Here is a 24063-nt window from a genome sequence, read left to right as displayed (position 1 = left end):
CCTCGGACATGGGCTCATGCCGGTTTCCTTCGACGCCTTACTGGGACTCCATCATTACAGCATTTGATAGTCATTATCAACAAAGAGTCATGTCGTGGCGATGCGCGGCGCGGCCCAGACGCTGTCGCGGGGCCCCGCCACCGCACGCCGCCGGGCGGCACGCGCCATGACGGCAAAGCCGATCGCCCCCAGGGTCGCGACCCCGTCGACCAACTGGCTCGCACCGGGATGGCTCCAGCCCTGGGCGAATATGGGGGACAGGAGCGTGGTGAGCGGAATGGCGGCGGTCGCGCCGGCGGCGACCCACAACAATTCCGATCCGCTGCGCGCCGCACCGCGGATCAGCGCCCAGGCGACCGCCGCGACGAACAGCAGATAATAGATGCGCCCATGCCATGCGCCGATATCGGCGCGGTCGGCGGGCAGCCACTTGGCGGCGGCGATCGTCAGCGAGATCCCGGCGACGCAGCCCAGCGGCACGCCCACGGTCAGGCTGCCGAGGATGCGGGTCGCGCGCGTCTGCTCCACCATAGCCGCCTTGCGCTCCTTGCGGCGGCGGCTCTCGATCCACAGCAGATTGCCCGAGTAGAACAGGAAGGCACCGGCAAGACCCAGCAGGAAATAGGACCAGCGCACCGGCGCGCCGCCGAAGCTGCCGAAATGCAGCGCGAAGAAGGAGGTGACCGCCGCGAACCACGGCCCCTGCCGCCCCGGCATATAATCCGCCTCGGTAATCGCACCGGTGCGGGTGTCGATCTCCGCCCGGCCATAGGTGGGCGCGCGCATGCCATAGCGTTGGTCGACGCCCGTGAGATCGCCCTGGGCGCCCCGCTTGGCATCATGGCGATAGGTGATCGAGCGCAGCGCGAAGCCGGGCGCCTGTGCCGCGATCCGCCGTTGCAGTTCGACGGGCGACAGGGTGCCCTGCACCGCCTCCAGCGCGGGCGGCTCCGGCGGGCCGGGCGGCGGCGGGGCTCGCCGCTCGACCCTCGCCGCGCCGACCCGATACACCGCGCCCTGGGCGGCATAGATCTGGTCGTGAAACGCGAAGATGACGGCGGTGATGGCCATGACGATATGGAAGGGCAGGCTGAACAGACCCAGCAGATTGTGAAGGTCGAGCCACATCCGCTTGATATTCTTGCCGAAGCGCAGCGCGAACAGGTCCTTGGCAAGGCTCGGCAGCAGGCAGATGACGCCCGAGACGATGGCAACAGCGTAAAGCAGCGAGACCAGCCCCATGATCGGCATCGCCGCCCTGCGATCGAGCGGCAGGCCGACCTGCTGGTGCAGCACGTCGACCAGCTCCGCGACCGGCGAGGCGTCCTGCCGGACCACCTGCAACGCACCCTCGGGGGTCAGCGCGGCGAGGAAGGTCGGGCCCGGCGCGCGGCGGTTGCCGGTGGTCCAGCTCAGCCGTGCGGGCATGTCGGGGCCGGTGTCGAAATGCACGGTATAGGCGGCACGCGCATCGGGCCGCGCGCGCAGCACCTTGGCGATCAGCTCGGGCGTGCGATCCAGCGACGGCGGCGGCGCGATGCTGGCGGGCGCGGAGGCCCATCGGTTCAGCGGCTCGGCGAACATCGTGATCGCGCCGGCATAAAAGGCGATGAACAGCGCCAGCCCGGCGATGATGCCGACCCAGCTATGCACGTCCTTATAGGTCTTCAGAATATCGGTGCGCATCGGCGATCACCCCAGAAGCAGGCGCGCGGCGATATAGGCCGCCCAGGCCATCAGATTGGCGAGCGCCAGCCAACCCCATGCGCGCGCGCCGCTGCGGAACAGGAAACAAAGGCCCAGCACCAGGCACCAGATCGGCGACACCAGCCACATGGCGAGCTGTTTCTGCGCGCTGAACGGGCCATCGTCCGTCGAGAACAGCGCCGCGAACAGACAGGTGAGCGCCAGGGCCAGCGTCAGCCCCAGCAGGGCGGCGGCCGATACCTTGCCGAACCAGTCGCGGCTGGTGAGAAGCGGACGGCTCATCGCGCCGCCTCCCGCCGGAAGCGCCACCAGCGGACCGCCACCGGGACGATGCTCCAGACCAGCATCGCCCCCGTCATCCAGGTGAAGACGGCGGTCGCCGGACCCTGCACGGTCATCAGCAACGCCAGCGCGACCGCCAGCAGCACGATCCCGGCGATCCGACCGGACCGGCGCGCCCCGCCACCGGCGATCAGGGCCTGATGCGGCGTGCCCACATAAAGGCATAAAGCTCCGCCGATAATGGCGAAGGCGGCGCACCAGGCCGCGATCACGGCGCAGCCCGTGCAAAGGCGAAGCGGATCGCCGGTGCCATCGCCGCCAGCATCGTCGTTCCGTGCGTCTGGCCCGGCAGCGGCAGGAAGCGGACATGGTCCGCATCGCCGCCCCGATCGAGCGACCGCGCCAGCTCGGCGGGAGGGGCCGCGGCCGCGTCGCCCTCCGCGATCAGGATGCGGGGGCGCGAGGCCCCGGCGGTCGCGGCCTCGCGCGCGACAAGGCCGTTGCCGAACCAGAGCGACGGGCTGACCGCGACGACGCCGCCGAACATCGCCGGACGAGTCAGCGCGGCATGCAGCGCGAGCAGGCCGCCGAAGCTGTGGCCGAGCAGCGTCTCACGCGATCGATCGACCCGCCAATGCTGGCGGACGAACGGCTGCACCTGTCGCTCGACGAGGTCGAGAAACGCCTCGGCCCCGCCGGTCGGCCATCCGCTGCCGGGCATGGTCGTGGGGATCGTCCAGCCGGGCGTGGCGGGGGTATAGTCGCGGGCGCGGCGCTGGAGCGAGCCCGCCGCGATCCCGACGACGATGCCCTCCCCCACGCCGCTGCGCGCCCCCGCCCCGGCCAGCCGACGCGCGGTCAGCGCCGCGATCGCGAAATTATCCTCGCCGTCCAGCACATAGAGCACCGGATAGCCGGAGGGCGGCGGCGGTGCCTCCGGCCAGGCGACGAAGAGGCGATACGCCTCTCCGTCCGGTGCATGGACGACCCGCTCGACGCTGCGCGGCAGCGTATAGGGCGGTCCCGCGGGCGGCTCCGGCATTGCCGCCGCAACCGGCGACGCCAGCGCGAGCAGGCCCGCCAGCCACGCGCTTACCACCGGTATTGCAGCCGCAGGTTGAGCGTGCGTCCCGACCCGTAGAAACAGGCCGATGCCGACGAGCACAGGGCGACATAACGCCGGTTGGTCAGGTTGCGCGCATTGACCGACAGGATGATGCCGCTGGCAAAGGCCTTGCGCAGGAACAGGTCGTACAGCGTATAGCCCGGCACGCGATAGGCGTTGGCGGTATCGCCATAGGACACGCCGACATAGCGCACCCCGCCGCCCAGGCCGACGCCGCCCAGCGCCCCGCCCTCGGCAAAGCGATAATCGGCGAACAGCGACCCCATCCAGTCGGGCACCTGGGTCAGCCGGTTGCCCTGCTGCCCCTTCGCCCCGCGCGTGATCTCGCTGTCCATATAGGTGCCGGTCGCGATCAGGCTCAGGCCGCCGATCAGCGTCGCCTTGCCCTCCAGCTCGACGCCACGGATGCGACCCTGTCCGGTCTGCACCTGACAGGTCGTGCCCGCGCAGACATGGCTTTCGTCCGGGTCGGGGCTGGCGAGGTTGTTCTGGGTCAGCTGGTACATCGCGGCGGTGAGCAGCGCGTTGCTGCCCTGCGGCTGGTATTTCACGCCGACCTCATATTGGTCGCCGGTCGTCGGCTTGAACGGCGTGCCGTCGAAATATTGCCCGGTCGTCGGCTGGAACGAGGTCGAGTAGCTGGCATAGGCCGCCACGCCGCTCGGCGAGAGCCAGGTCGCGCCCGCGCGCCACGTCATCTTGTCGGCCTTGGTCACCGTCACCGGATCGGTGGTGCCGGTCGCCAGTTCGTTGACCTGATGGTTCTTGGCCCAGTCGTAGCGCGCGCCCAGGGTGACATGCAGCTGGCCGAGCGAGAGCTGATCCTGGCCATAGGCGCCGACCTGTTTCAGCCGCGCGTTCAGATGGACCTGTGGCCGGAGCGTCGAGAGGATCCGCCCCACCCCTTGCGACACGGGGTTGAAGATGTCGGGCATCGCCGGAACGTCGGTCGACAGGTCGCGCAGGTGCCGCCATTCGGTGTCGAGCATGTCGACGCCCAGCAGCACCCGGTGCGCCAGCCGCCCGGTGTCGATGCGCCCCTCCAGCTTGGTATCGAGGCCATAGCCGTCGGAATGGCCGACGCCGCGCACCGCGCGCCGGTTGATCGTCTTGCCGTTGGACAGGGTGCCGCCGCGCAGCACCGTCCCCTCGAACAGTGTCTCGACCCGGGTGTAGCGACCATTTTGCCGCAGCTCGAAGCGATCGGAAAAGGCATGCCGCAGCTCGTAGCCGAGCAGATACTGGTTGCGGTCATAGGTGTTGAATTGCGGCTCGCCCAGAAACGCGTCCAGCCGGATATGACGTCCGCCCGCGCCCGGCTGGCGCGATCCGATATCGGGCAGGAACTGGAAGGTCGATCCGCCCTCGTCGCGCTGATATTGCGCCATCAGCGTGACGCTGGTCGCCGCATCGGGCGCCCAGGTCAGGCTGGGCGCGATGTAATAGCGGCCCGTCTTGATCGAATCGATCTGGGCATCGCCGTAGCGCGCCAGGCCGACCAGCCGTGCGGTGACCGTGCCATCGGCGGTCAGCGGCCCCGACACGTCCGCCGCGCCCTGATACTGCCACTTGCCGAGACTGGTGAACCCGGCCCCCTGCAACATGATCTCGCCGCGCGGGGTCGCGGTCGGCCGCTTCGTCACCAGATTGACGATACCGCCCGGCGCCACCTGCCCGAACAGCACCGCCGAGGGGCCCTTCAGCACCTCGATCTGCTGGAGCGCGAAGGGATCGAAGGCGGTGCGCGTCCATTGACCGCCCGCCGGCAACCGGATGCCGTCGAGGAACAGATTGTCGCTGAAGCTGCCCGCCGAAAAGCCGCGCACCGAAAAGCTGTCGGCGCGGCTGTCGATGCCGTCCTGCTCGGCCTGGACCCCGGCGGTATAGGCCAGCGCCTCGGTCACGCTGTGCACCGCGCGGACGTCGAGTTCCTCGCGCGTGATGACCGAGATGGATTGCGGCACTTCGATCAGGCGCGTCGCGGTCTTGGTGCCCGACGTCGCCTGGGTCTGCCCCGTGGCGGTCACGACGATGTCGGTATCGCGAAGCGCATCGCCCTTGTTATCCTGGGCCGCCTCGGCCGAGGTCGCCGCCGACAGCAGCAACCCGATACCCAAACAGATTTTCATACGTCTCCCGCCCCTTGGTACGCGCCGCCCTGACGGCGCTTCCGTGATAATTCGGGGGCGTCTAATGGCGTCAGCTAATGAGAGTCAATCGCATATGAACAGGATGTTGTAATGTTTGAGGAATATCGGCCACATCCGGCAAAGGGCGACGCTCGCTTGGCGAGCGCGAGAGCCCTTGGGCTCGCTCAACCCCTCACCCAAGCTGCGTGGCAAGCTTCGCTAACCCTCTCCCCTGTCCAGGGGATAGGGAAGAAGACGCAATCTTGAATGTCGATCCGACCTAGGGGTCGAGCCCCAGCGCGGCGCGATCGGCGGTGGCGCTGGCCAGTTCGGCGCGCGCGGCGGCGATCCGGGCCTGGGCGTCGATCAGGCGGACACGGGCGTCATTGGCGGTTTCCTCGCGCTGGTTGACCAGGAAGAAGTCGCTCGATCCCAGTTCGAAGCGGCGCCGCTCGGCCGCCGCGAGCCGCTCGGCCAATTGCCGTTCCTGGTCGGCGATCCCCGCCAACTTCTCGGCCGCGCCGACACCGATCAATATGCCCTCCACCTCGACCGCGATCTGGTCGCGCAGGAACCGGCTGCGCGCCGCCAGCGCGTCCATCTCCGCCTGCGCCTCCGCGATCCGACCCTTGGCCGCGCGGTTCTGGAGCGGCAGCGAAAAGCGAAAGCCGACCGCCGCCTCCAGTGGGGTGCGCGACGGTCCACCCAGCCCGACCGGACCGATATCCTTGCCCGCCTCGCCCCGCAGGTCGAGCCGGGGGCGCAGGTCGTTCTGCGCCAGCGCCAGCCGCGCCGTCCCCTGGTCGATCCGCGCCAGCAGCATCTGGATGTCGGGCCGCTGCCGCGCGAAGTCGGCGCGCGCGGCCGCCGCCACCCCCGACAGCGCCTCGGCCCCCTGCGGCAGACGGTCCGGCCCGACCAGCAGCGGCTCGCCCGCCGCATCGCGGAAATAGAGCGACAGCGCATTGGCCGCCGCCTGGAAATCGCCCTCCGCCCGCACCACCAGCGCCCGGCGGCGCACGAGATTCTGGTCGTTCTCCGCCAGCAATATGTCGGGCCGCGCGCCCAGCTGGACCTGACGCGCCAGGCCGCCGCGACGGCTCTCGGACAGGGCCAGCAGGTCGCGATAGGCGCGCAACCGCAGGCCCGCCGCCACCCAGTTCTGATAGGCGTCGATCGCGCGCCGCTGCACCCCGATCGCCACCGCCTCGCGCTCGAACCGCGCAATGTCGATATCGCCCGAGGCCAGCGTGCGGCGGGTCCGACGCTCGTCCACCAGCCGGTCGCGCAGCAGCGAATAGAGCGCGCCGACCTTCACCTCGCCCAGGCGGTTGGTATAGTTCTGGTTCTCATAGACGGGGAAATCGCCCCGGCTGACCCGGTAGCCGCCATAGACATAGCCGCCATTGTCGCCCAGCGGACGGGTCGCGGTGGCCGAGGCGACGGTGCCGTCATAATAGCCCAGCGTGCGCGACCGGCCCTCCGCCTCGAACACCGTGTCGAACGCGCCGTTCGCGGTCAGGGCCCGCCCCTCGGCCGCGCGGACCTTGGCCAGCGCCTCGACGATCTGCGGCGCGGCGCGGGCGGAGGCACGCAGCACCTCGTCCAGGGTCAGCGGCCCCGTGCCAGTGGCCTGCACCGGCACCGGGTTGGGCTGGATACGCTGCGCCGTGGCGGGCACGGCGGGCGCGGCGAGCATCGACAGGATCAGCAGCGGCCGGATCATTTGGGCTTGCCCGCCTTGGCCGCGATCTTCTTGTCGTCCTCCTTCTCGGTGGCCTTGTCGGTCGCGACCTTGCCGAATTCCAGCGGGAAGTCGTTCAGCTGGCGCCAGAGTTCATAGCCGACGCTGACCGTTTCCCCCTGCACCCAACCCTGCACCTTGCCGCCCAGCCGGACGAAGCGCCGCTCGGGCCAGGCGGGCTTGCCCGGCACCGGCTCGACCAGGATGCGGAACAGCCCCTGGGCGTTGGCGGTCGGGTCGATGCTGCGGATGCGGCCGTCGAAAAAGCCGTAGGCGACCGATGGCCAGCCGCTGAACTGGATTGCGGGCCACCCCTCGAACTCCAGCCGCACCGGGCGGCCGGGCCGCAACAGCGGCACGTCGCGACCGTCGATCATCAGCTCGACCGCGCGTTCGACCTGCTCCGGCGCGACCACCGCCAGCGCCGTCCCGGCGGATACCAGCGCACCACCGGCGGTGGCGTTGAGGTTCTGGATACGGCCGTCGCGCGGGGCGCGGACGAGCTGGGCCGACTGGCGGTTCAGCTGGACGTCGATCCGGTTGAGCTTGGCGCGCGACTCCGCCAGCTTGGCCCCGGAGTCGGACACCTTGATCTGCGCCTGTTCATAGTCGCGCCGCGAGGCCAGCCCTTCGGCGAACAGCTGGCGGGTGCGGTTGACGTCGATCTGCGCCACCGCCTGCGACTGGCGGACCGAGGCGATCTCCGCCTCGACCTGCGCGCGCTCGGCGGCCAGGCGCGACAGCAGATTGGGATCGAGATCGACGATGCGCGCGATCGGGTCGCCGCGCTTCACCGGCTGGCCGTCCTGGACATACCAGCGCTCGACCCGTCCGGGGACCAGCGCGGTCACGTCCTGCGCGCGGTCTTCCGGATCGAGCGCGACGACCTGCCCCCGCCCCTGCGCGGTCTGGAGCCAGGGCACCGCGAACAGGATGAAGACCACCACCGCGATGCCGACCGTCAGGATCCAGGCGATGGCGACCGCCACGCGCGGCGGACGCAGCGAGGTCAAAGTGCGGAAATGCGCGAGATGCTCAGGCAGATGCGACATCGCCACCCTCCTGACGATAAGCGGCCTGAAGATCGGCGAGATGGTCGAAACGCCGCTGTTCGGTCAGGCCCAGATAGAGATACCCGTCCAGCGTCAGATCCTCGGGTCGGCCGGTGCAGAGCAACACGGTGGTTCCATGCGTCTTCAGCAGACGCAGCGCCGCCAGCAGCCGTTGCGGCGGCAACAGGTCGAACAGCTGGCCGAGCAGCAACAGCCGGGGCCGGACGAGCAGCGCATTGGCCAGCTTCAACGCCATGGTCTCCCCGACGCTGAGCGGATAGCCGGTCGAGCCGAGCAGGGTGTCCAGCCCCTGCGGCAGGCTGGCCAGACGCCGCTCGAGACCGACCATGGCGAGCGCCGCCATCGCATCCTCGGCGCGTTCGCCCGATGCCAGGCGCAGATATTCGCGGATCGTGACCTCGACGATGGTCGAACGGTCGAGCACCGTCACGTCCGAGCGCAGATGGTACATGTCGAACGACCCCAGATCGGTGCCGCCGATCCGCACCAGCCCGCGTTCGGGCACCACGTGCCGTTTCAACAACATGGCCAGCCGCCGCTCCGCGCCGGGTTCGGCGACGGTGACGAGCTGCTCCCCCGCCGCCAGGGTCAGATTGTACCGCGCCTGGTCGAACCGGACATCGGTCATCTTCACCGCGCCGTCTCGCGGGCCGTTGTCGCCCAGCACCTTGGGCTCCTGCGGAATGGCGAACAGCAGCGACAGCTCCTCGGAACTGGCGACCAGGTCGTAGAAGGTGTCGAGATACAAGCCGAGCTGCGAAATGCCGTAGAAGACGCCCGACAGGATCAGCTCGGCGGCGACCAGCTGGCCCAGCGACAATTGCCCGCGCAGGATCAGCATCCCGCCCAGCAGCAGCAATCCAGCGCTGGCAAAGGCATAGATCAGCAGGAACGCGATCGTCTGCGCGAACTGATAGCGGAAATAGCGGCGATGCGTGTCGACATAGCTGGCGGTCATCGCCTCCGACCGCGCCATCGCGAAGTCGAGGTGGCGCAGCGACTTGTAGAAACCGTTCGATCCGCCGACGCTCTCCAGCCAGCGCGCGGCATTGTGCTTGGCATGGCTGAGCGCGACCGCGCCGCTGATCGCCCCGCGCCGCCAGAGCAGCCAGACGAGCAGCACCGCCGCCACCAGCACGGCGTTGAAGGCCAGGAAGACCGGGTGGTAGAAGCTGGTGATCGTCAGCCCGATCGCCGCCTGCAACATGATGGTGAACGCCCCGATCACCAGGCTGGGCACCGATTTCTGGACCACGACCAGATCGAAGAAGCGATTGAACAGGTCGCCGCGATTGCCGTCGGCGAAGAACGGGTCCTGCGCATGCACCGCGCGCAGCGTGACCTCGGCCACCACGCGCGAGAACAGGCGGCGCTCGAACGCGGCCATGATCCACACCCGGAGCGCGCTGAGCCCCGCGACCAGCAACAGCAACAGCAGCAGCACGCCCGACAGCGCCCAGAGCGGGGCGGGCATCGCGGTGTTGGCCACGCTGTTGATCAGCAGCTGGACCGAGATGGGCGTGGCCAGCGCCAACAGGCTGATCGCGATGGTATAGACCATGCCCAGCCGCACATAGGCCGCGTCCGGCCCCATGATCTGCGCCAGCCAGCCGACCGCGTCCCGAAATCCCAACCGCTTCGCTGCCACGAAGGCCCCCTTTTCCGTTTCGACGCGCCCCATCGCACCAAAATTTTTCTGGATCGTTTCTGCGGCGTAAAGAAAGGTACGAAGCGGCCTAATCTATGTCGTTTTTCCCATCATGCCCTCCAGTGGGCCGCAGCGAGGCCGACGGATCAGAAGGCATCCCAGTCATCGTCGGCCAGCGCGACATTGCCCTGGACACGCGGCGCCGGGGCGCTGCTGCGGATGCGCGGTGCTGCGGTCGCCACCCGGTCCTGAAGCGCATGGACCGGCGAGGTTGGCGCGGGCGCGGGCATTCCGATGCGGAAACGGGCGATCTGGTTGGCCAGGCCATCGGCTTCCGCCGCCAGGCTGCGCGCGGCAGCGGTCGCTTCCTCGACCATCGCGGCGTTCTGCTGGGTCACGCTGTCCATCTCGCCGACCGCGGTATTGACCTGCTGGAGCCCGGCCGCCTGCTGTTCGGCCGCGCTGGCGATCTCGCCGACCAGGTTGCTGACCTCGACGATCCGGTCGATGATGCCGGTCAGCGCGTCCCCGGTCTCGCCGACCAGACGGACGCCCTCGGCCACCTGTTCGGACGAAGCGCTGATCCGGTCCTTGACGTCCTTGGCGGCGTCGGCCGAACGCTGCGCCAGCGCGCGGACTTCGGAGGCGACGACGGCGAAGCCCTTGCCCGCATCGCCCGCGCGCGCCGCTTCGACACCGGCGTTCAGCGCGAGGAGATTGGTCTGGAAGGCGATGCCGTCGATCACGCCGATGATCTCGGAGATTTCGTTGGACCGCCGCTCGATACCGCTCATCGCCTCGACCGCGTTGCGGACGATGCCCCCCGACCGCTCGACCAGTTCGCGCGCGTTGCGCACCGCCGCATTGGCGCTGGCGGTCCGCTCGACGGTCGAGCGCATCGTCGCGGTGATCTCGTCCATCGCCGAGGCGGTTTCCTCCAGGCTCGCCGCCTGCTGCTCGGTGCGCATCGACAGGTCGTCGGAGGCGGTGCGGATTTCGCTCGCGCCGCCGTTAATGCCCGACACGGCGGTCGACACCCGGCCCAGCGCGTCCTGCAACGCCTCGGCGGCGGCGTTGAAGTCGGTCTTCAGCTTGGCGAACGGGCCGGTCAGCTGCGTGTCGATCCGGGTCAGCAGGTCGCCGCGCGCCAGTTCCGACAGGCCATGGCCGATGCTGTCGACGATCAGCGTGGTCTGCTCCGCCTTGGCCCGCTCCGCCGCCGCGAGTTGGTCGCGGAACCGGGTCATCGCCTGGGCCAGATCGCCGACCTCGTCGCGGCGATCGGCTTCGGGGACGGACACATGCATATCACCCGCCGCCAGTCGGCCCATCGCCTCGGTCATCGTGCCCAACGGCTTGGCGATCTGGCGGATCAGCAGGACGAGCAGCGCCACCGTCAGCGCCACCGCCGCCAGGATCATCGCGAGGGTGATCAGTCGCCCGGTCGAGGCGATCGAATCCGCCTTGGCACGCGCCGCGTCCATCGCGGCGGTATAGGCTTCCTCCGCCCGGCCGAGCGCGGCGTTCTGCGCGTCATAGTCCTTGACCTCCGTCAGCGCGCTGGCCTGCGCCGCGGCGACCTCACCCTGGCGGGACAGGGCGATCGTGGCGGGGACATGGTCGAAATAGCGTTGCCAGACGGCGGCGAAGTCCTGCATCGCGGCCTTCGCGGTCGGGTCCTGTTCCAGCGACGCGACCTCCACGAGCGACTTGTTGATGATGTCGGCCGCCTTGCGCATCGCCTTTTCATGCGCGTCCATCACCTCGGGCGAGGTGCTGACGATATGGGTCATTTCCTCGGCGCGGGTGTTCGACGTCTGCGTATCGATGCTGTGGGTCAGCTTCTGGAGACGTGCCAGCCGCTGGGCGATGTCGGCGGCATTGGCGCTCAGGGCGTTCTGATTGCGAATGGACAGCCCGCCGACGATCAGCAAGGCCACCAGCACGACGGCGAAGCAGCTTATCAGCTTCGTACCGATCCGCAGGTTCTTCATTGCAAACTCCCTGTGTCTCTCGAATTCGTCGCCATGCCCCCCGCATAGTGGCATGGGACGATAGACATGCCGGGTTAACAAAAACCTTTGCAACGGGCCCCTCCCCGTGCCGGACCGTCACCCCTACCGCATTCGCCCCCAGTCATGGGACAGGCCGAAAAGGATCGCGCGGCGTGCCTGTCGCATCGGCGGCAAGCCGTGTACGACCCGCCATCAAGCGGCAGGGAGTGTGGTGTGGCAGGCGGCGAGGCACGACGGAACGATCCCGAACGGCGGCAACGCATCATCGACGCGACGCTGGATGTGGTCGCCGAGCAGGGCGTGCCGGGGACCACGCATCGCCGGATCGCAGCGAAGGCGGCGGTGCCTCTGGGGTCCGTCACCTATTATTTCGCCTCGCTGGAGGAACTGCTGACCACCGCCTTCGTGCAGCTGGCCGAGCGTTCTTCCGCCGCCTTCGCCGCGCACATGGCGCGGGCCAGCGATGCGGACAGCGCGCGCGAGGCGATCATCGACATCATCGCGGGATCGGTCTGGGCGGAGCCGCGCACGCTGCTGTTGAGCTATGAACTCTATGCCTTTGCCGCGCGCCACCCCTCGGTCTCGGCCGTGATGCAGGGATGGATGAACAATAGCCGCGCCGCGCTGGAGCGTTTCTTCGACCCGCTGACCGCCCGCGCGCTGGATGCGCTGGTCGAGGGGATCGGCATCCACAACTCGATCGATCGCGATCCGCTCGACCGGGAGGCCATTCGCACCATCGTCCACCGGATCGCGGCGCCCTGACGGGCTTGCACCGGCGCGCAGGCCCCGCCATCCTGCCCCCCATGGATCGATCGGGGGAAAGCGAATGACGATGCGTTGGATGGCGGCGGCAAGCCTGGTCGCGCTGGCGATCCCGGCCATGGCGCAGCAGGCTCCGGTCCGCCCGCCCGTCGCCGCGAAGAAGCCCTATCAGGTGCCCTCGCCCAACGGCGCGCGCGAGGATGATTATTACTGGCTGCGCGACGACACCCGCAAGAATCCGGAGATGCTTGCCTATCTCAATGCCGAGAACGCCTATGCCGATGCGCAGCTGGCCGGGCTCAAGCCGCTCCAGACCCGGCTCTATGACGAGACGGTCGCGCATATCAAACAGGATGACAGCAGCGTCCCGTATCGCAAGAACGGCTATTGGTATTCCTCGCGCTTCGTCACCGGTGCCGACTATCCGCTGATCGAGCGTCGGCAGGGCAGCCAGACCGCCCCCTCCACCCTTCTCTTCGACCAGCCGGCCATGGCGAAGGGCCACAATTTCTTCTCACTGTCCGACTGGTCGGTCAGCCCGGACAACAAGATGGTCGCCTGGGCCGAGGATACGGTCGGGCGGCGGCAATATGTGTTGAAGGTCAAGGACATCGCGACCGGCCGCATCCTTGCCGACACCGTGACCAATATCGAGCCCAACATCGTCTGGGCCGATGACAACCGCACCATCCTCTATATCGCCAAGGACCCGGTGACGCTGCGCGGCTATCGGGTCATGGCGCATCGGCTGGGCACGCCGGTCGGCGACGACCACATGCTCTATGAGGAGAAGGACGACACCTTCCAGATGGGCATCGGCCGGACGACCGACGATCGCTATATCTGCATCGGCGTCCAGAGCACGGTCAGCGACGAGCAACGCTGCGCGCCGGCGACCGCGCCGACCCGCTTCACCGTCATCGCCCCGCGCGAGCGCGAGTTCCGCTACAGCCCCGACCATCTGGGCCATCGCTGGATCATCCGCACCAATCGCGGGGCCAAGAACTACAAGCTCGCGACGCTGGCCGATGCCGACATGGCCAAGGGGGTCGCCGCCTGGCGCGATCTGGTGCCCGGCAGCGACACGGTCTTCATCGAGGATTTCAAGCCGTTCGAGGGGTTCGTCGCGATCGACCAGCGCGAGGGCGGCAACCGGATGATCCGCCTGCTGACCGATGCGGGCAAGTCGATCCCGGTCAAGGCGGACGAACCCGCCTATCGCATGAGCCTGTCGACCAACGAGGAGCCGGATACGCCCTGGGTCCGCTATACCTATGGTTCGCTGGTCACGCCGACCACGACCTTTGAGGTCAATGCCCGCACCGGCGAGCGCCGGACGCTCAAGGTGACGCCGGTGCCCGGCTATGATCCCAGCCGCTATGTCACCGAACGCGTCTGGGCCCCGGCCCGCGACGGAACGCGCGTGCCCGTCTCGCTGGTCTATCGCCGCGACGTGAAGCGCGACGGCACTGCGCCGCTCTTTCAATATGCCTATGGCAGCTATGGCAATTCGACCGATCCGGGGGTCGATCCGGGGCGGATCGGGCTGCTCGATCGCGGCGTGGTCTATGCCATCGCGCATATCCGCGGCGGGCAGGAGATGGGGCGCGGATGGTATGATGACGGCCATCTGCTGAACAAGAAGAACAGCTTCACCGACTTTATCGACGTCACCCGCTATCTCGTGGCGCAGAAATATGCCGCGCCCGGCCGAGTCGTGGCGATGGGCGGCAGTGCGGGCGGGCTGCTGATGGGCGGGGTCGCGAACATGGCGCCGCAGGATTACAAGGTCATCATCGCACAGGTGCCCTTTGTCGACGTGGTGACGACGATGCTCGACGCCTCGATCCCGCTGACGACCTTCGAATATGACGAGTGGGGCAATCCGGCGAACAAGCCCTTTTACGATTACATGCTCAGCTATTCGCCCTATGACAATGTGGCGGCCAAGGCCTATCCGGCGCTCTATGTCGGCACCGGGCTGTGGGACAGCCAGGTGCAATATTACGAACCCGCCAAATGGGTGGCCAAGCTGCGCGCGACGAAGACCGACGCCAACCCGCTGCTGTTCCGGGTGAATATGGAGGCCGGGCATGGCGGCAAGTCGGGGCGGTTCGAGCGTATCCGCCAGAATGCCGAGTGGCAGGCATTCATGCTGTCGCAGCTGGGCATGGCGGGCGAATAATGGGCGGGGCGGGCTTTGCGGCCTGCCCTCCCCCCAAGGCCATGTCACGGGCGCGGGTCCCCTTCCCCCCATCGTCGCACCCCGCTACGCATCATCCATGATACGGCTCGGCTGGCTTGTCCTGGGATTGCTGTTCGTCGCGCTCGGCGTGATCGGGGCGATCCTGCCGCTGATGCCGACGACGATCTTCCTGATCCTGGCGGCGGGCTGCTTCGCGCGCTCGTCGCCCCGGCTGGAGGCGTGGCTGCTCGATCATCCGCGCTTCGGCCCGACCTTGCGGGCCTGGCGACGGGACGGCGCGATCGGGGTCAAGGGCAAGGTGATGGCGTGCAGCGGCATGGCGCTGGGCTATGGCCTGTTCTGGCTGACGGCGGCCCCGCACTGGCCGCTAGCGCTGCTGGTCGGGGTGGTGATGGCGGGCTGTGCGGGCTTCGTCCTCAGCCGCCCAACCGCGCGCTACTGAACGCGGTTGCGTCAGTAATATATGAACCGTATATGCTTCGTATATGGGTATAGTCAAAATCGACGATCACCTCCATGAAGAGGTCCGCCGCGCGAGCACGGTCATGTGCCGCTCGATCAACGCACAGGCCGAATTCTGGATGAAGATGGGCATGCTGGCCGAGGCCAATCCGACGCTCAGCTTCCATGACATCGTAAAGGCGCAGATGGCCGCCGCCGATGCCGCTCTGCCCCAGCCGATGGTCGCCTGACATGGTCAAGACGGCGGACGAGCTGGCGCTGATGCGCGTGTCGGGACGGCTGCTCGCCCAAGTGTTCGAGATGCTCGACGGGCTGACGCTGGCGGGCATGTCGACGCTGGCGATCAACGATAGGGTCGAGCATTTCATTACCCACGACCTGTCGGCCCGGCCCGCGAGCAAGGGGCAATATGGCTTTGCCTATGTGCTCAACAGCTCGATCAACCAGGTCGTCTGCCACGGCGTGCCCAGCGCCGACGACGTGGTTCGCGACGGCGACATCGTCAATCTGGACATCACGCTGGAAAAGAACGGCTTCATCGCCGATTCCAGCAAGACCTATATGGTCGGCGAGGTCGCGCCCGGCGCGAGGCGGCTGGTCCGCGTCGCGCAGGAGGCGATGTGGAAGGGCATCCGCCAGGTCCGGCCCGGCGCACGGCTGGGCGATGTCGGCGCGGCGATCGAGAAACATGCCAAGGCGAACGGCTATTCGGTGGTCCGCGACTATTGCGGCCATGGCATCGGGCGCGAGATGCACGAGGAACCCAATGTGCTGCACTTCGGACGGCCGGGAACCGGCGCGGTGCTGCGCGAGGGGATGACCTTCACTATCGAGCCGATGATCAACCAGGGGAGGCACAAGGTGTCGACCGGCGAGGATGGCTGGACGGTGGTGACCGATGACGGGAAGCTGTCGGCGCAGTTCGAACATACGGTCGCGGTGACGAATAGCGGGGTGGAAGTGCTGACGCTGCGGGCGGACGAGAAGCTGGGTTGAAATCCGTTCCCCGGCGTAGGCCGGGGCCCAGTTACGATGTGGCCGATGGCGCGCACGGCGATGCGTGGGAGGCATCAACGACGCGGTCGCTATGGCCTCCCCGCATCGGCTGGCGCGCCACGCTGTTCGTAGAAACTGGGCCCCGGCCTTCGCCGGGGAACAGGGCGTTCTTACCCCTCCACCCGCAACCGATACCCCACGCCGAGTTCGTTCGCGATGACGCTCCCGACCGGCTGCGGTGCTTCCAGCTTCTGGCGCAGGTTGCGCACGACGATGCGTAAGTAATCGATACGCGGGTCCTCGTCCCCGCCCCAGGCCGCGTCGATGATCCGGTCATGCGTCACCACCCGGCCGGGATGGCGGGCGAGCACCGCCAGCACGTCATATTCCTTGCGGGTCAGATGCTGTTCCTCGCCCCCGCGCGTCACCAAGCGCCGGTCGAGATCGATCGCCAGTTCGCCGGTCCGCACCACGCTCGGTGCCGCCTCCGCCGCGCGCGCATGGCGCAGCGCGACCCGGAGCCGGGCGAGCAGTTCCTCGCTGTCGAACGGCTTGGTCACATAATCGTCCGCACCCAGATCGAGCGCGGCGACCTTCTCGTCGGTCGCGTCGCGCGCCGAGACGACCAGCACCACCCGCTCTGCCGCACGCAGCAGCGGGATCAGGCCCAGCCCGTCGCGATCGGGCAGCCCCAGGTCGAGCAGCACCGCATCGGGATGCTCAGCCGCCGCGCGTGCCAGCGCGTCGCGGCCGTCGCGGGCCTCGACCACCTTGTGCCCCGCCTGCTCCAGCGTGTTGCGCAGCAGGCGACGGATCGCGACTTCGTCGTCCACCACCAAAATCGTCGCGGGCATCAGGCCATTCCCTCCGGCGCGCCGTCGCGCATGATCAGGTCGCGCGGAAAGACCAGGGCGAAGGCCGCACCGCTTTCATCGTCGCGATTGCCCGCCTCTACGCTCAGACCCATCGCCTCCGCAAAGGCCTTGACGATGGCAAGGCCCAGCCCGGTGCCGCCCGCCACCCGGTCCGATCCCTCCAGCCGCCGAAACGTCTCGAACACCTCCGCCTCGCGGCCCGGCGGCAGGCCGGGGCCATGGTCGAGGACCGAGAGACGCAAGCTGCCGTGGCGATGCCGCCCCTCGATCACGATCTCGGTCCCCGGATCGCCATAGCGCCCGGCATTGTCGAGCAGGTTGAGCAGGCAGTGGTGCAGCAACTGCGGATCAGCGCGCACCAGCGGCAGGTCGGGCGGCACGTCGAGCCGCACCGCATGCCCCTCCAGCGCGCGGCGCGCGTCATGCGCCGCGCCCGTCACCGCATCGCTCAGGTCGATCGCCTCGATCCTCAGCTTCAGCGCCCCCGCCTCGACGCGGGCCATGTCGAGCAGATTGGCAACGAACCGGTTGAGCCGCGCCGCCTCCCCCTCGATGGTCGCGACCAGATCGGGCGTCGCACCCTGCCGCAACTGCGCGGCGGCGGCCATCACCGCGGTCAGCGGCGTGCGCAGGTCATGGCTGACCGAGGACAGCAGCGCCGCCCGCAGCCGGTCGCGGGTGCGCACCGCATCGACATCGCGCACCTCCGCCTCCAGCCGCAACCGTTCGAGGATCAACGCGGCCTGGTCGATCAGCCCGGTCAGCAGCGGCAGGCGGTCGGCACGCACCGGCTCGCCCCCCGCCTCACGCGCCAGCCCGAGGACGGCGAGCGTCCGGTTGCCCGCCTTGAGCGGCTGGAACAGCCATTCGGACGCGGCCAGCGTCGCCGAACCCTTGCCCGCCGGCGTGCCGGTATCGAAGGCCCAGTGCGCGGCGGCCATTTCCATCGTTTCCAGCCGGTAATCGGGCTTGGTCGCCGCCTGCACCGCCAGCCCGGCGGGCGACGGGGTCAGCAGCACCGCCTGCACCTCGAACAGCCGGGCAATGTCTTCGCAGATCACGCGCGCCGCCTCGGCCGGGTCGGCGAGGCCGCTGAGCCGATGGAGGAAGCCCGCCAGCGTCGCATTGTCGCGCGCGCTGCTCGCCGCGAGGTCGGCCTGCGCCCGCACGCGTGAGGTCAGCTGGCTGGTCGCGACCGCGACGCCCAGCAGGACGAAGATCGAGATGACATTCTCGGGATTGCTGACGCTCAGCGTGCCCACCGGGGGCAGGAAGAAGAAATTATAGGCGAGGCTCGACGCCAGCCCCGCGAACAGCCCGGTGCGCAGGCCGTACAGGCTCGCCGCCGCCATGACCGGCAGCAGATAGAGCAGCGCGACATTGCCGAGGTTGAGTATATGGAACAGCGCGCTCGCCAAGCCCGTCACCAAGGCCACGCCGAGCAGCGTCAGGCCATAGCCGTTGGGAGAGCCCCATTGCCCGCGCCGCCGGGTCCGCTCGCTCTCGACCGGGACCTCGCCGACCGGCAGGACATGGACGGTGACGCCCGGCGTCTCGCGCACCAGCCGGTCGACGACCGAGCCGTGGCGCAACTCGAACCAGCGCGATCTTTTGGCCTTGCCGACGACCAGCTGGGTGGCGCGCGCGTCGGTCAGGAAGGCGCAGATACCCTCGACCACGCTGGGGGCGGGCACGGTCGCCACCGCCGCGCCCAGTTGCGTCGCCAGCGTCATCGTCGCCGCCAGCCGCCGATGCTGCGCCTCGCCCAGGGTCGCGGTGCGCGGGGTGTCGATGAACAGGGCGGTCCAGGGCGCGCGGAGCGCATCGGCCGCGCGCTTGGCGGCGCGGACCAGTTCGTCGGCGCCGGGCAGCTCGCTGACCGCGACGACCAACCGCTCGCCCGCCGCCCATTGCCCGCCGACGCCGAGCGACCGGACATGGTCGAGCATCTGCGCATCGACCGCCTGTGCCGCGCGCCTGAGCGCCAGTTCGCGCAGCGCCGACAGGTTCGACTTGGAAAAGAAATGCGACAGCGCCCGCGTCGCCTCCTGCGGCAGATAGACCTTGCCCGCCTTCAACCGCTCGATCAGTTCGTCGGGGGGAATGTCGACCACCTCGATCTCGGCAGCCTCCAGGATGCGGTCGGGCACCGTCTCGCGCACGCGGACACGGGTGAAGCTGGCGACGACGTCGTTCAGACTTTCGACGTGCTGGATATTGACGGTGGAATAGACGTCGATCCCCGCCGCCAGCAGCTCCTCGACATCCTGATAGCGCTTCGGGTGGCGGCTGCCCGGCGCGTTGGTATGCGCCAGTTCGTCGACCAGCGCGAGGCGTGGCGCGCGGGCCAGCACCGCATCGATGTCCATCTCGTGCAGCGTCCGCCCTTCATAGGGAACGGCGCGGCGGGGCATGACCTCCTGGCCGCGCACCAGCGCCTCGGTCTCGACCCGGCCGTGCGTCTCGACCACTGCGACGACGACGTCGACGCCGTCGCGGCGCCGTGCCGCGCCCTCGGACAGCATCTCGAACGTCTTGCCGACGCCGGGTGCCGCGCCGAGGAAGATCTTCAGGCGGCCGCGCCCCTCACGCTCGGCGGCGCGCAGCAGGGCGTCGGGGTCAGGGCGCGGCTCGCCTGCCGTCATCGCGCGGGCGTTGCGTCCAGCGCGCGGTTGAGGGCCAGGACGTTGACATGGGGGTCACCCAGCACCGAGCCCTCGGTCCTGGCGACGACCAGCGCGCGGACCTGCTCGACGCCCAGGCCACGGACGCGGGCGATGCGGGCGGCCTGCGCCAGCGCGGCTTCGGGCGATAGATCGGGGTCCAGCCCCGAACCGCTGGCGGTAACGAGGTCGGCGGGCACTGGTCCCATCACACCCTCGGCCCGACGCCTGGCGACATCGGTCTTCACCCGGTCGGCGAGCGCCTGCGACGTCGGCCCCAGGTTCGAGCCCGACGAGGCCAGCCCGTCATAGCCCTTGCCCGCCGCCGAGGGTCGCGTCTGGAAATAGCGGTCGCTGACGAACGCCTGCCCGACGACTTCGGAGCCGATTACGCGACCCCCGACCTGCACCAAACTGCCATTGGCCTGATGCGGGAAGATCGTCTGTCCGATTCCGGTCATCGCCAGAGGATAGACCAATCCGAGCAGGACCGCGAACAGGATCGTCATGACGATCGCGGGCCGAAATGCGGAGGTAATGTCGGTATTCATGATGCTTCCTTCCTCAAGCCCCTCCCCTTCAGGGGAGGGGCTTTTGCCCTCAGTTCACGCTAGTCCCAGGCCACCGACCACAAGGTCGATGATCTTGATGCCGACGAACGGCGCGATCAGGCCGCCCAGGCCATAGATGGCGAGGTTGCGCGCCAGCAGCGGCCCTGCCCCCATCGGCTTGTAGGCGACGCCCTTCAGCGCCAGCGGCACGAGCAGCGGGATGATGAGCGCATTGAAGATGATCGCCGACAGGATCGCCGATTGCGGCGTCGCCAGACCCATGACGTTGAGCACGCCGAGGCCGGGATAGAGCGCCACGAACATCGCCGGGATGATCGCGAAATACTTCGCCACGTCATTGGCGACCGAGAAGGTCGTCAGCGCGCCGCGCGTCATCAGCAACTGCTTGCCGAGGCCGACGACCTCGATCAGCTTGGTCGGATCGCTGTCCAGATCGACCATGTTGCCCGCCTCGCGCGCAGCCTGGGTGCCGGTGTTCATCGCCACGCCGACATCCGCTTGCGCCAGCGCGGGCGCATCGTTGGTGCCGTCGCCGCACATCGCGACCAGCTTGCCGCCCTGCTGTTCCTGACGGATCAGCGCCAGCTTGTCCTCGGGCGTCGCCTGGGCGAGGAAGTCGTCCACGCCCGCCTCGGCGGCGATGGCGGCGGCGGTCAGGGGATTGTCGCCGGTGATCATCACCGTGCGGATGCCCATGCGGCGCAGCTCGCCGAAACGCTCGCGGATGCCCGCCTTGACCACGTCCTTCAGGAAGATGGCGCCGAGCAGACGACCATTTTCCGCCACCGCCAGCGGCGTACCACCGGCGCGCGCGATCTCGTCGGTGATGCGGCGGAGTTGCGTCGCAGCCGCCGTCTCGCCCACGCCCGGATGGGCGCGCAGGATCGAGTCGACCGCGCCCTTCTGGATCAGCCGCTCGCCGATCTTCACCCCCGAGATACGGGTCTGCGCCGTGAAGGGAATGATCTCCGCATCGGCGGGAAGCCCGGCGACCGAGACCCCGAACTGCTCGCGCGCCAGGACGACGATCGAGCGGCCCTCGGGCGTCTCGTCGGCCAGGCTGGCCATCAGCGCCGTCTCGGCAAGCGCATCGACGTCCGAGCCGCCGACGGCACGGAACTCGCTCGCCTGACGGTCGCCGATGGTGATCGTGCCCGTCTTGTCGAGCAGCAGCACGTCGACATCGCCCGCCGCCTCGACCGCCCGGCCCGACTTGGCGAGCACGTTGAAGCGGACCAGACGGTCCATGCCCGCGATACCGATCGCCGACAGCAGGGCCGCGATGGTGGTCGGGATGAGCGTGATGAGCAGCGCCGCCAGGATCGCCACCGGGATGCTGCCGCCTGCGAAGGCCGCAAAGCCCGGAATGGTGCCGACCGCGATCAGGAAGATGATGGTCAGGCCGACGAGCAGGATGGTCAGCGCGACCTCGTTCGGGGTCTTCTGACGCTCGGCCCCCTCGACCAGCGCGATCATGCGGTCGAGGAAACCCTGGCCCGGATTGACGGTGACGCGTACTCGGATCTCGTCCGAGATGACGCGGGTGCCCGCCGTCACCGCCGAACGGTCGCCACCCGCCTCGCGGATCACCGGCGCGCTCTCGCCGGTGATCGCCGCTTCGTTGACCGACGCCACGCCGGCAACGACTTCGCCGTCCGAGGGGATGAGGTCGCCGGTCTCGACCAGCACGACGTCGCCGATCTTGAGCGCGCTGGCGGGGACATTCTCCCACTCATGGCCAACGCCCTTCAGCCGCTTGGCGGTCAGTTCGGCCTTGGCGGCACGAAGCGAGGCCGCCTGCGCCTTGCCGCGCCCTTCGGCCAGCGCCTCGGCGAAGGTGCCGAACAGCACGGTCAGCCACAGCCAGACGACCAGCTGCAGCTTGAACCCGGTGGTCAGCCCGTCATGCCCGACGACGAGCAGCACGGTCAGCAGCGCGGCTACCACCGCGGTCACGAACATCACCGGGTTGCGGATCAGCTCGCGGGGATTGAGCTTGACGAACGAGGCCTTGATCGCCGGGAGCACCAGCTCGGCGGTAAACAGGCTCTTGGTAGGGGAATTGGCCATGAATGGCGCTCCCGATCAGAAGAGTTGACCGCGGATCATCGCGAGATGATCGGCGATGGGACCAAGGGCGAGGCTCGGCAGGAAGGTCAGGCCGCCCAGCACCAGCACGATGCCGACGAGCAGACCGATCCACAGCACACCCGTGGTCGGGAAGGAGCCGGCCGAGGCCGGGACATGCTTCTTCGCGGCGAGACTCCCGGCAATGGCGAGCATCGGCACGATGATGAAGAAGCGGCCGACCCACATCGCGACGCCCAGCAGACCGTCATACCAGGGGGTAGAGGCGGTCAGGCCCGCAAAGGCCGAGCCGTTGTTCGCCACCGCGCTGGTAAAGGCATAGAGGATTTCGCCGAAACCATGCGGCCCCTTGTTGAGCGGACCCGCCAGCCCCTGCCCCGTCACGCAGGACAAAGCGGTCATCCCCAGGATGAACAGCGGCAGGACGGCGATGGCGAGGACGGCGAGCTTAACCTCGCGGCTCTCGATCTTCTTGCCGACATATTCGGGCGTACGGCCGACCATCAGCCCTGCGACGAACACCGCCAGGATGGCGAACAGCAGGAAGCCATAGATGCCAGCCCCGACGCCGCCGATGACGACTTCGCCCAGCTGCATGTTGAACAGCGGGATCATGCCGCCCAGCGCGGTGAAGCTGTCATGCATCGCATTGACCGCGCCGCACGATGCCGCCGTGGTGACCGCCGCGAACAGCGCCGAGGCGGCGACGCCGAAGCGCACCTCCTTGCCCTCCATATTGCCGCCCGCCACGCCCAGCTGGTGCAGCACGGGGTTGCCCGCCGCTTCCGCCCAATAGGCCACGGTCGCGCCGCCCAGGAACAGCAGGATCATCGCGGCCAGGATCGCCCAGCCCTGGCGCGTATTGCCGACCGCCTTGCCGAAGCACCAGGTCAGGCCGAAGCCGATCACGAAGATCGACAGCATCTGGACGAAATTGGTGAGCGCGGTCGGGTTCTCGAACGGATGCGCGCTATTGGCGTTGAAGAAGCCGCCACCATTGGTGCCGAGCATCTTGATCGCTTCCTGGCTCGCCACCGGGCCGAGCAGGATCGACTGGCGCACGCCCTCCAGCGTGTCGATGCTGACGACGCCCGCCATGGTCTGCGGCACGCCGCTGGCGATCAGGAACAGGGTGTAGACGACGCAAATCGGCAGCAGCAGATAGAGAGTGATGCGCGTCACATCGGCCCAGAAATTGCCGAGATTCTTCGTCTCGCGCCCCGCAAAGCCCCGGAACAGCGCAAAGGCCAGCGCGATGCCGGTCGCCGCCGACAGGAAATTGTGGATGGTCAGACCGAGCATCTGGGACAGGTTCGACATGGTCGACTCGCCCGCATAGCTTTGCCAGTTGGTGTTGGTGGTGAAGCTGATCGCGGTGTTGAACGCCAGATGCGGGGTCAGCCCGGCCAGCCCCTGCGGATTTCCCGGCAGATAATATTGCAGGCGCAGCACCGCATAGGTGAAGACCATCAACGCGATGTTGAAGATCAGCATGTGCAGCGCATAGCGGCGCCAGCCTTGCTGCGCCTCCGGGTCGATGCCCGACAGCGCGTAGAAGCCGCGCTCGACGGGACCGAGCACAGCGTGGAGGGCCGTGCGCCGCCCCTCGTACAGCGCGAACAGCCATGCGCCGACCGGCTTGGTCAGCGCGAGCAGGATCGCGACGAAGCCCAAAATCAGGGCCCATCCTTGAAGCGTCATGATGCCGCCTC

Annotated in this window: 19 protein-coding genes; 5 read left to right on the top strand and 14 right to left on the bottom strand. The window is 68.3% G+C overall.

Going from position 1 to position 24063, the window contains the following annotated elements; genetic code table 11:
• Nucleotides 1-87: 87 nt before the first annotated feature.
• The 9 genes from ACFX59_RS04915 to ACFX59_RS04875 all read right to left on the bottom strand — a co-directional run bounded on the left by ACFX59_RS04915 (nucleotide 88) and on the right by ACFX59_RS04875 (nucleotide 11703).
• Complete coding sequence (locus ACFX59_RS04915; RefSeq protein WP_387430157.1) at nucleotides 88-1686, bottom strand: PepSY-associated TM helix domain-containing protein; 1599 nt, start codon at nucleotides 1684-1686, stop codon at nucleotides 88-90.
• A gap of 6 nt (nucleotides 1687-1692) precedes the next feature.
• Nucleotides 1693-1989 (bottom strand): hypothetical protein, encoded by a 297-nt coding sequence (locus ACFX59_RS04910; RefSeq protein ID WP_307104233.1) that lies wholly within the window; start codon nucleotides 1987-1989, stop codon nucleotides 1693-1695.
• Nucleotides 1986-2261, bottom strand: coding sequence for a hypothetical protein (locus ACFX59_RS04905; RefSeq protein WP_387430155.1), 276 nt, complete (start codon nucleotides 2259-2261; stop codon nucleotides 1986-1988). Before ACFX59_RS04905 ends, ACFX59_RS04910 begins: the two co-directional genes overlap by 4 nt.
• Nucleotides 2258-3088 (bottom strand): alpha/beta hydrolase, encoded by an 831-nt coding sequence (locus tag ACFX59_RS04900; protein ID WP_387430153.1) that lies wholly within the window; start codon nucleotides 3086-3088, stop codon nucleotides 2258-2260. Before ACFX59_RS04900 ends, ACFX59_RS04905 begins: the two co-directional genes overlap by 4 nt.
• Nucleotides 3082-5244: a TonB-dependent siderophore receptor gene (locus ACFX59_RS04895; RefSeq protein WP_387430151.1), complete on the bottom strand. Its 2163-nt coding sequence runs from the start codon at nucleotides 5242-5244 to the stop codon at nucleotides 3082-3084. The genes ACFX59_RS04900 and ACFX59_RS04895 overlap by 7 nt, the downstream gene beginning before the upstream one ends.
• Nucleotides 5245-5524: 280 nt before the next feature.
• The gene (locus ACFX59_RS04890) at nucleotides 5525-6970 is read right to left on the bottom strand and encodes a TolC family protein (RefSeq protein ID WP_387430149.1); all 1446 of its coding nucleotides are present in this window, start codon (nucleotides 6968-6970) and stop codon (nucleotides 5525-5527) included.
• Nucleotides 6967-8040 (bottom strand): efflux RND transporter periplasmic adaptor subunit, encoded by a 1074-nt coding sequence (locus tag ACFX59_RS04885; RefSeq protein WP_387430147.1) that lies wholly within the window; start codon nucleotides 8038-8040, stop codon nucleotides 6967-6969. The genes ACFX59_RS04890 and ACFX59_RS04885 overlap by 4 nt, the downstream gene beginning before the upstream one ends.
• Entirely contained in the window at nucleotides 8024-9709 is a 1686-nt protein-coding gene (locus ACFX59_RS04880) for an ABC transporter transmembrane domain-containing protein (protein ID WP_387430145.1), read from the bottom strand. The genes ACFX59_RS04885 and ACFX59_RS04880 overlap by 17 nt, the downstream gene beginning before the upstream one ends.
• A gap of 146 nt (nucleotides 9710-9855) precedes the next feature.
• Entirely contained in the window at nucleotides 9856-11703 is a 1848-nt protein-coding gene (locus ACFX59_RS04875; protein WP_387430143.1) for a methyl-accepting chemotaxis protein, read from the bottom strand.
• A gap of 234 nt (nucleotides 11704-11937) precedes the next feature.
• On the opposite strand from ACFX59_RS04875, the gene ACFX59_RS04870 reads away from it, so the two are divergent.
• From ACFX59_RS04870 to map, 5 genes are all read left to right on the top strand, one after another.
• Nucleotides 11938-12489, top strand: a complete 552-nt coding sequence (locus tag ACFX59_RS04870) for a TetR/AcrR family transcriptional regulator (protein ID WP_387430142.1) — start codon at nucleotides 11938-11940, stop codon at nucleotides 12487-12489.
• A 64-nt stretch (nucleotides 12490-12553) separates the two neighbouring features.
• Nucleotides 12554-14674, top strand: a complete 2121-nt coding sequence (locus ACFX59_RS04865; RefSeq protein ID WP_387430141.1) for a S9 family peptidase — start codon at nucleotides 12554-12556, stop codon at nucleotides 14672-14674.
• A gap of 97 nt (nucleotides 14675-14771) precedes the next feature.
• The gene (locus ACFX59_RS04860; protein WP_387430139.1) at nucleotides 14772-15137 is read left to right on the top strand and encodes a YbaN family protein; all 366 of its coding nucleotides are present in this window, start codon (nucleotides 14772-14774) and stop codon (nucleotides 15135-15137) included.
• Between the two features lie 43 nt (nucleotides 15138-15180).
• Nucleotides 15181-15387 (top strand): ParD-like family protein, encoded by a 207-nt coding sequence (locus ACFX59_RS04855; RefSeq protein ID WP_307104209.1) that lies wholly within the window; start codon nucleotides 15181-15183, stop codon nucleotides 15385-15387.
• A 1-nt stretch (nucleotide 15388) separates the two neighbouring features.
• Nucleotides 15389-16153, top strand: a complete 765-nt coding sequence (gene map / locus ACFX59_RS04850) for a type I methionyl aminopeptidase (RefSeq protein ID WP_387430137.1) — start codon at nucleotides 15389-15391, stop codon at nucleotides 16151-16153.
• Nucleotides 16154-16323: 170 nt separating this feature from the next.
• Here the strand turns inward: map and ACFX59_RS04845 are convergent, their stop codons facing one another.
• The 5 genes from ACFX59_RS04845 to kdpA are packed head-to-tail and all read right to left on the bottom strand — an operon-like array spanning nucleotide 16324 to nucleotide 24052.
• Nucleotides 16324-17007, bottom strand: coding sequence for a response regulator transcription factor (locus tag ACFX59_RS04845; protein ID WP_387430135.1), 684 nt, complete (start codon nucleotides 17005-17007; stop codon nucleotides 16324-16326).
• Nucleotides 17007-19673: a DUF4118 domain-containing protein gene (locus ACFX59_RS04840; protein ID WP_387430133.1), complete on the bottom strand. Its 2667-nt coding sequence runs from the start codon at nucleotides 19671-19673 to the stop codon at nucleotides 17007-17009. Before ACFX59_RS04840 ends, ACFX59_RS04845 begins: the two co-directional genes overlap by 1 nt.
• The gene (kdpC, locus tag ACFX59_RS04835) at nucleotides 19670-20242 is read right to left on the bottom strand and encodes a potassium-transporting ATPase subunit KdpC (RefSeq protein WP_387430131.1); all 573 of its coding nucleotides are present in this window, start codon (nucleotides 20240-20242) and stop codon (nucleotides 19670-19672) included. The genes ACFX59_RS04840 and kdpC overlap by 4 nt, the downstream gene beginning before the upstream one ends.
• Before the next feature lie 54 nt (nucleotides 20243-20296).
• Nucleotides 20297-22333 carry a potassium-transporting ATPase subunit KdpB gene (gene kdpB / locus ACFX59_RS04830; protein ID WP_387430129.1) on the bottom strand — a complete coding sequence of 679 codons (2037 nt, stop codon included), beginning with the start codon at nucleotides 22331-22333 and terminating at the stop codon, nucleotides 20297-20299.
• 15 nt (nucleotides 22334-22348) lie between these two features.
• Nucleotides 22349-24052 carry a potassium-transporting ATPase subunit KdpA gene (gene kdpA, locus ACFX59_RS04825; protein WP_387430127.1) on the bottom strand — a complete coding sequence of 568 codons (1704 nt, stop codon included), beginning with the start codon at nucleotides 24050-24052 and terminating at the stop codon, nucleotides 22349-22351.
• Between the last annotated feature and the right edge of the window lie 11 nt (nucleotides 24053-24063).

Source organism: Sphingomonas sp. NCPPB 2930, from assembly GCF_042867205.1.
GTDB lineage: Bacteria > Pseudomonadota > Alphaproteobacteria > Sphingomonadales > Sphingomonadaceae > Sphingomonas.
The sequence above is the reverse complement of the archived record's forward strand: the minus strand, read 5'-3'. Positions and strand labels throughout refer to the sequence as shown.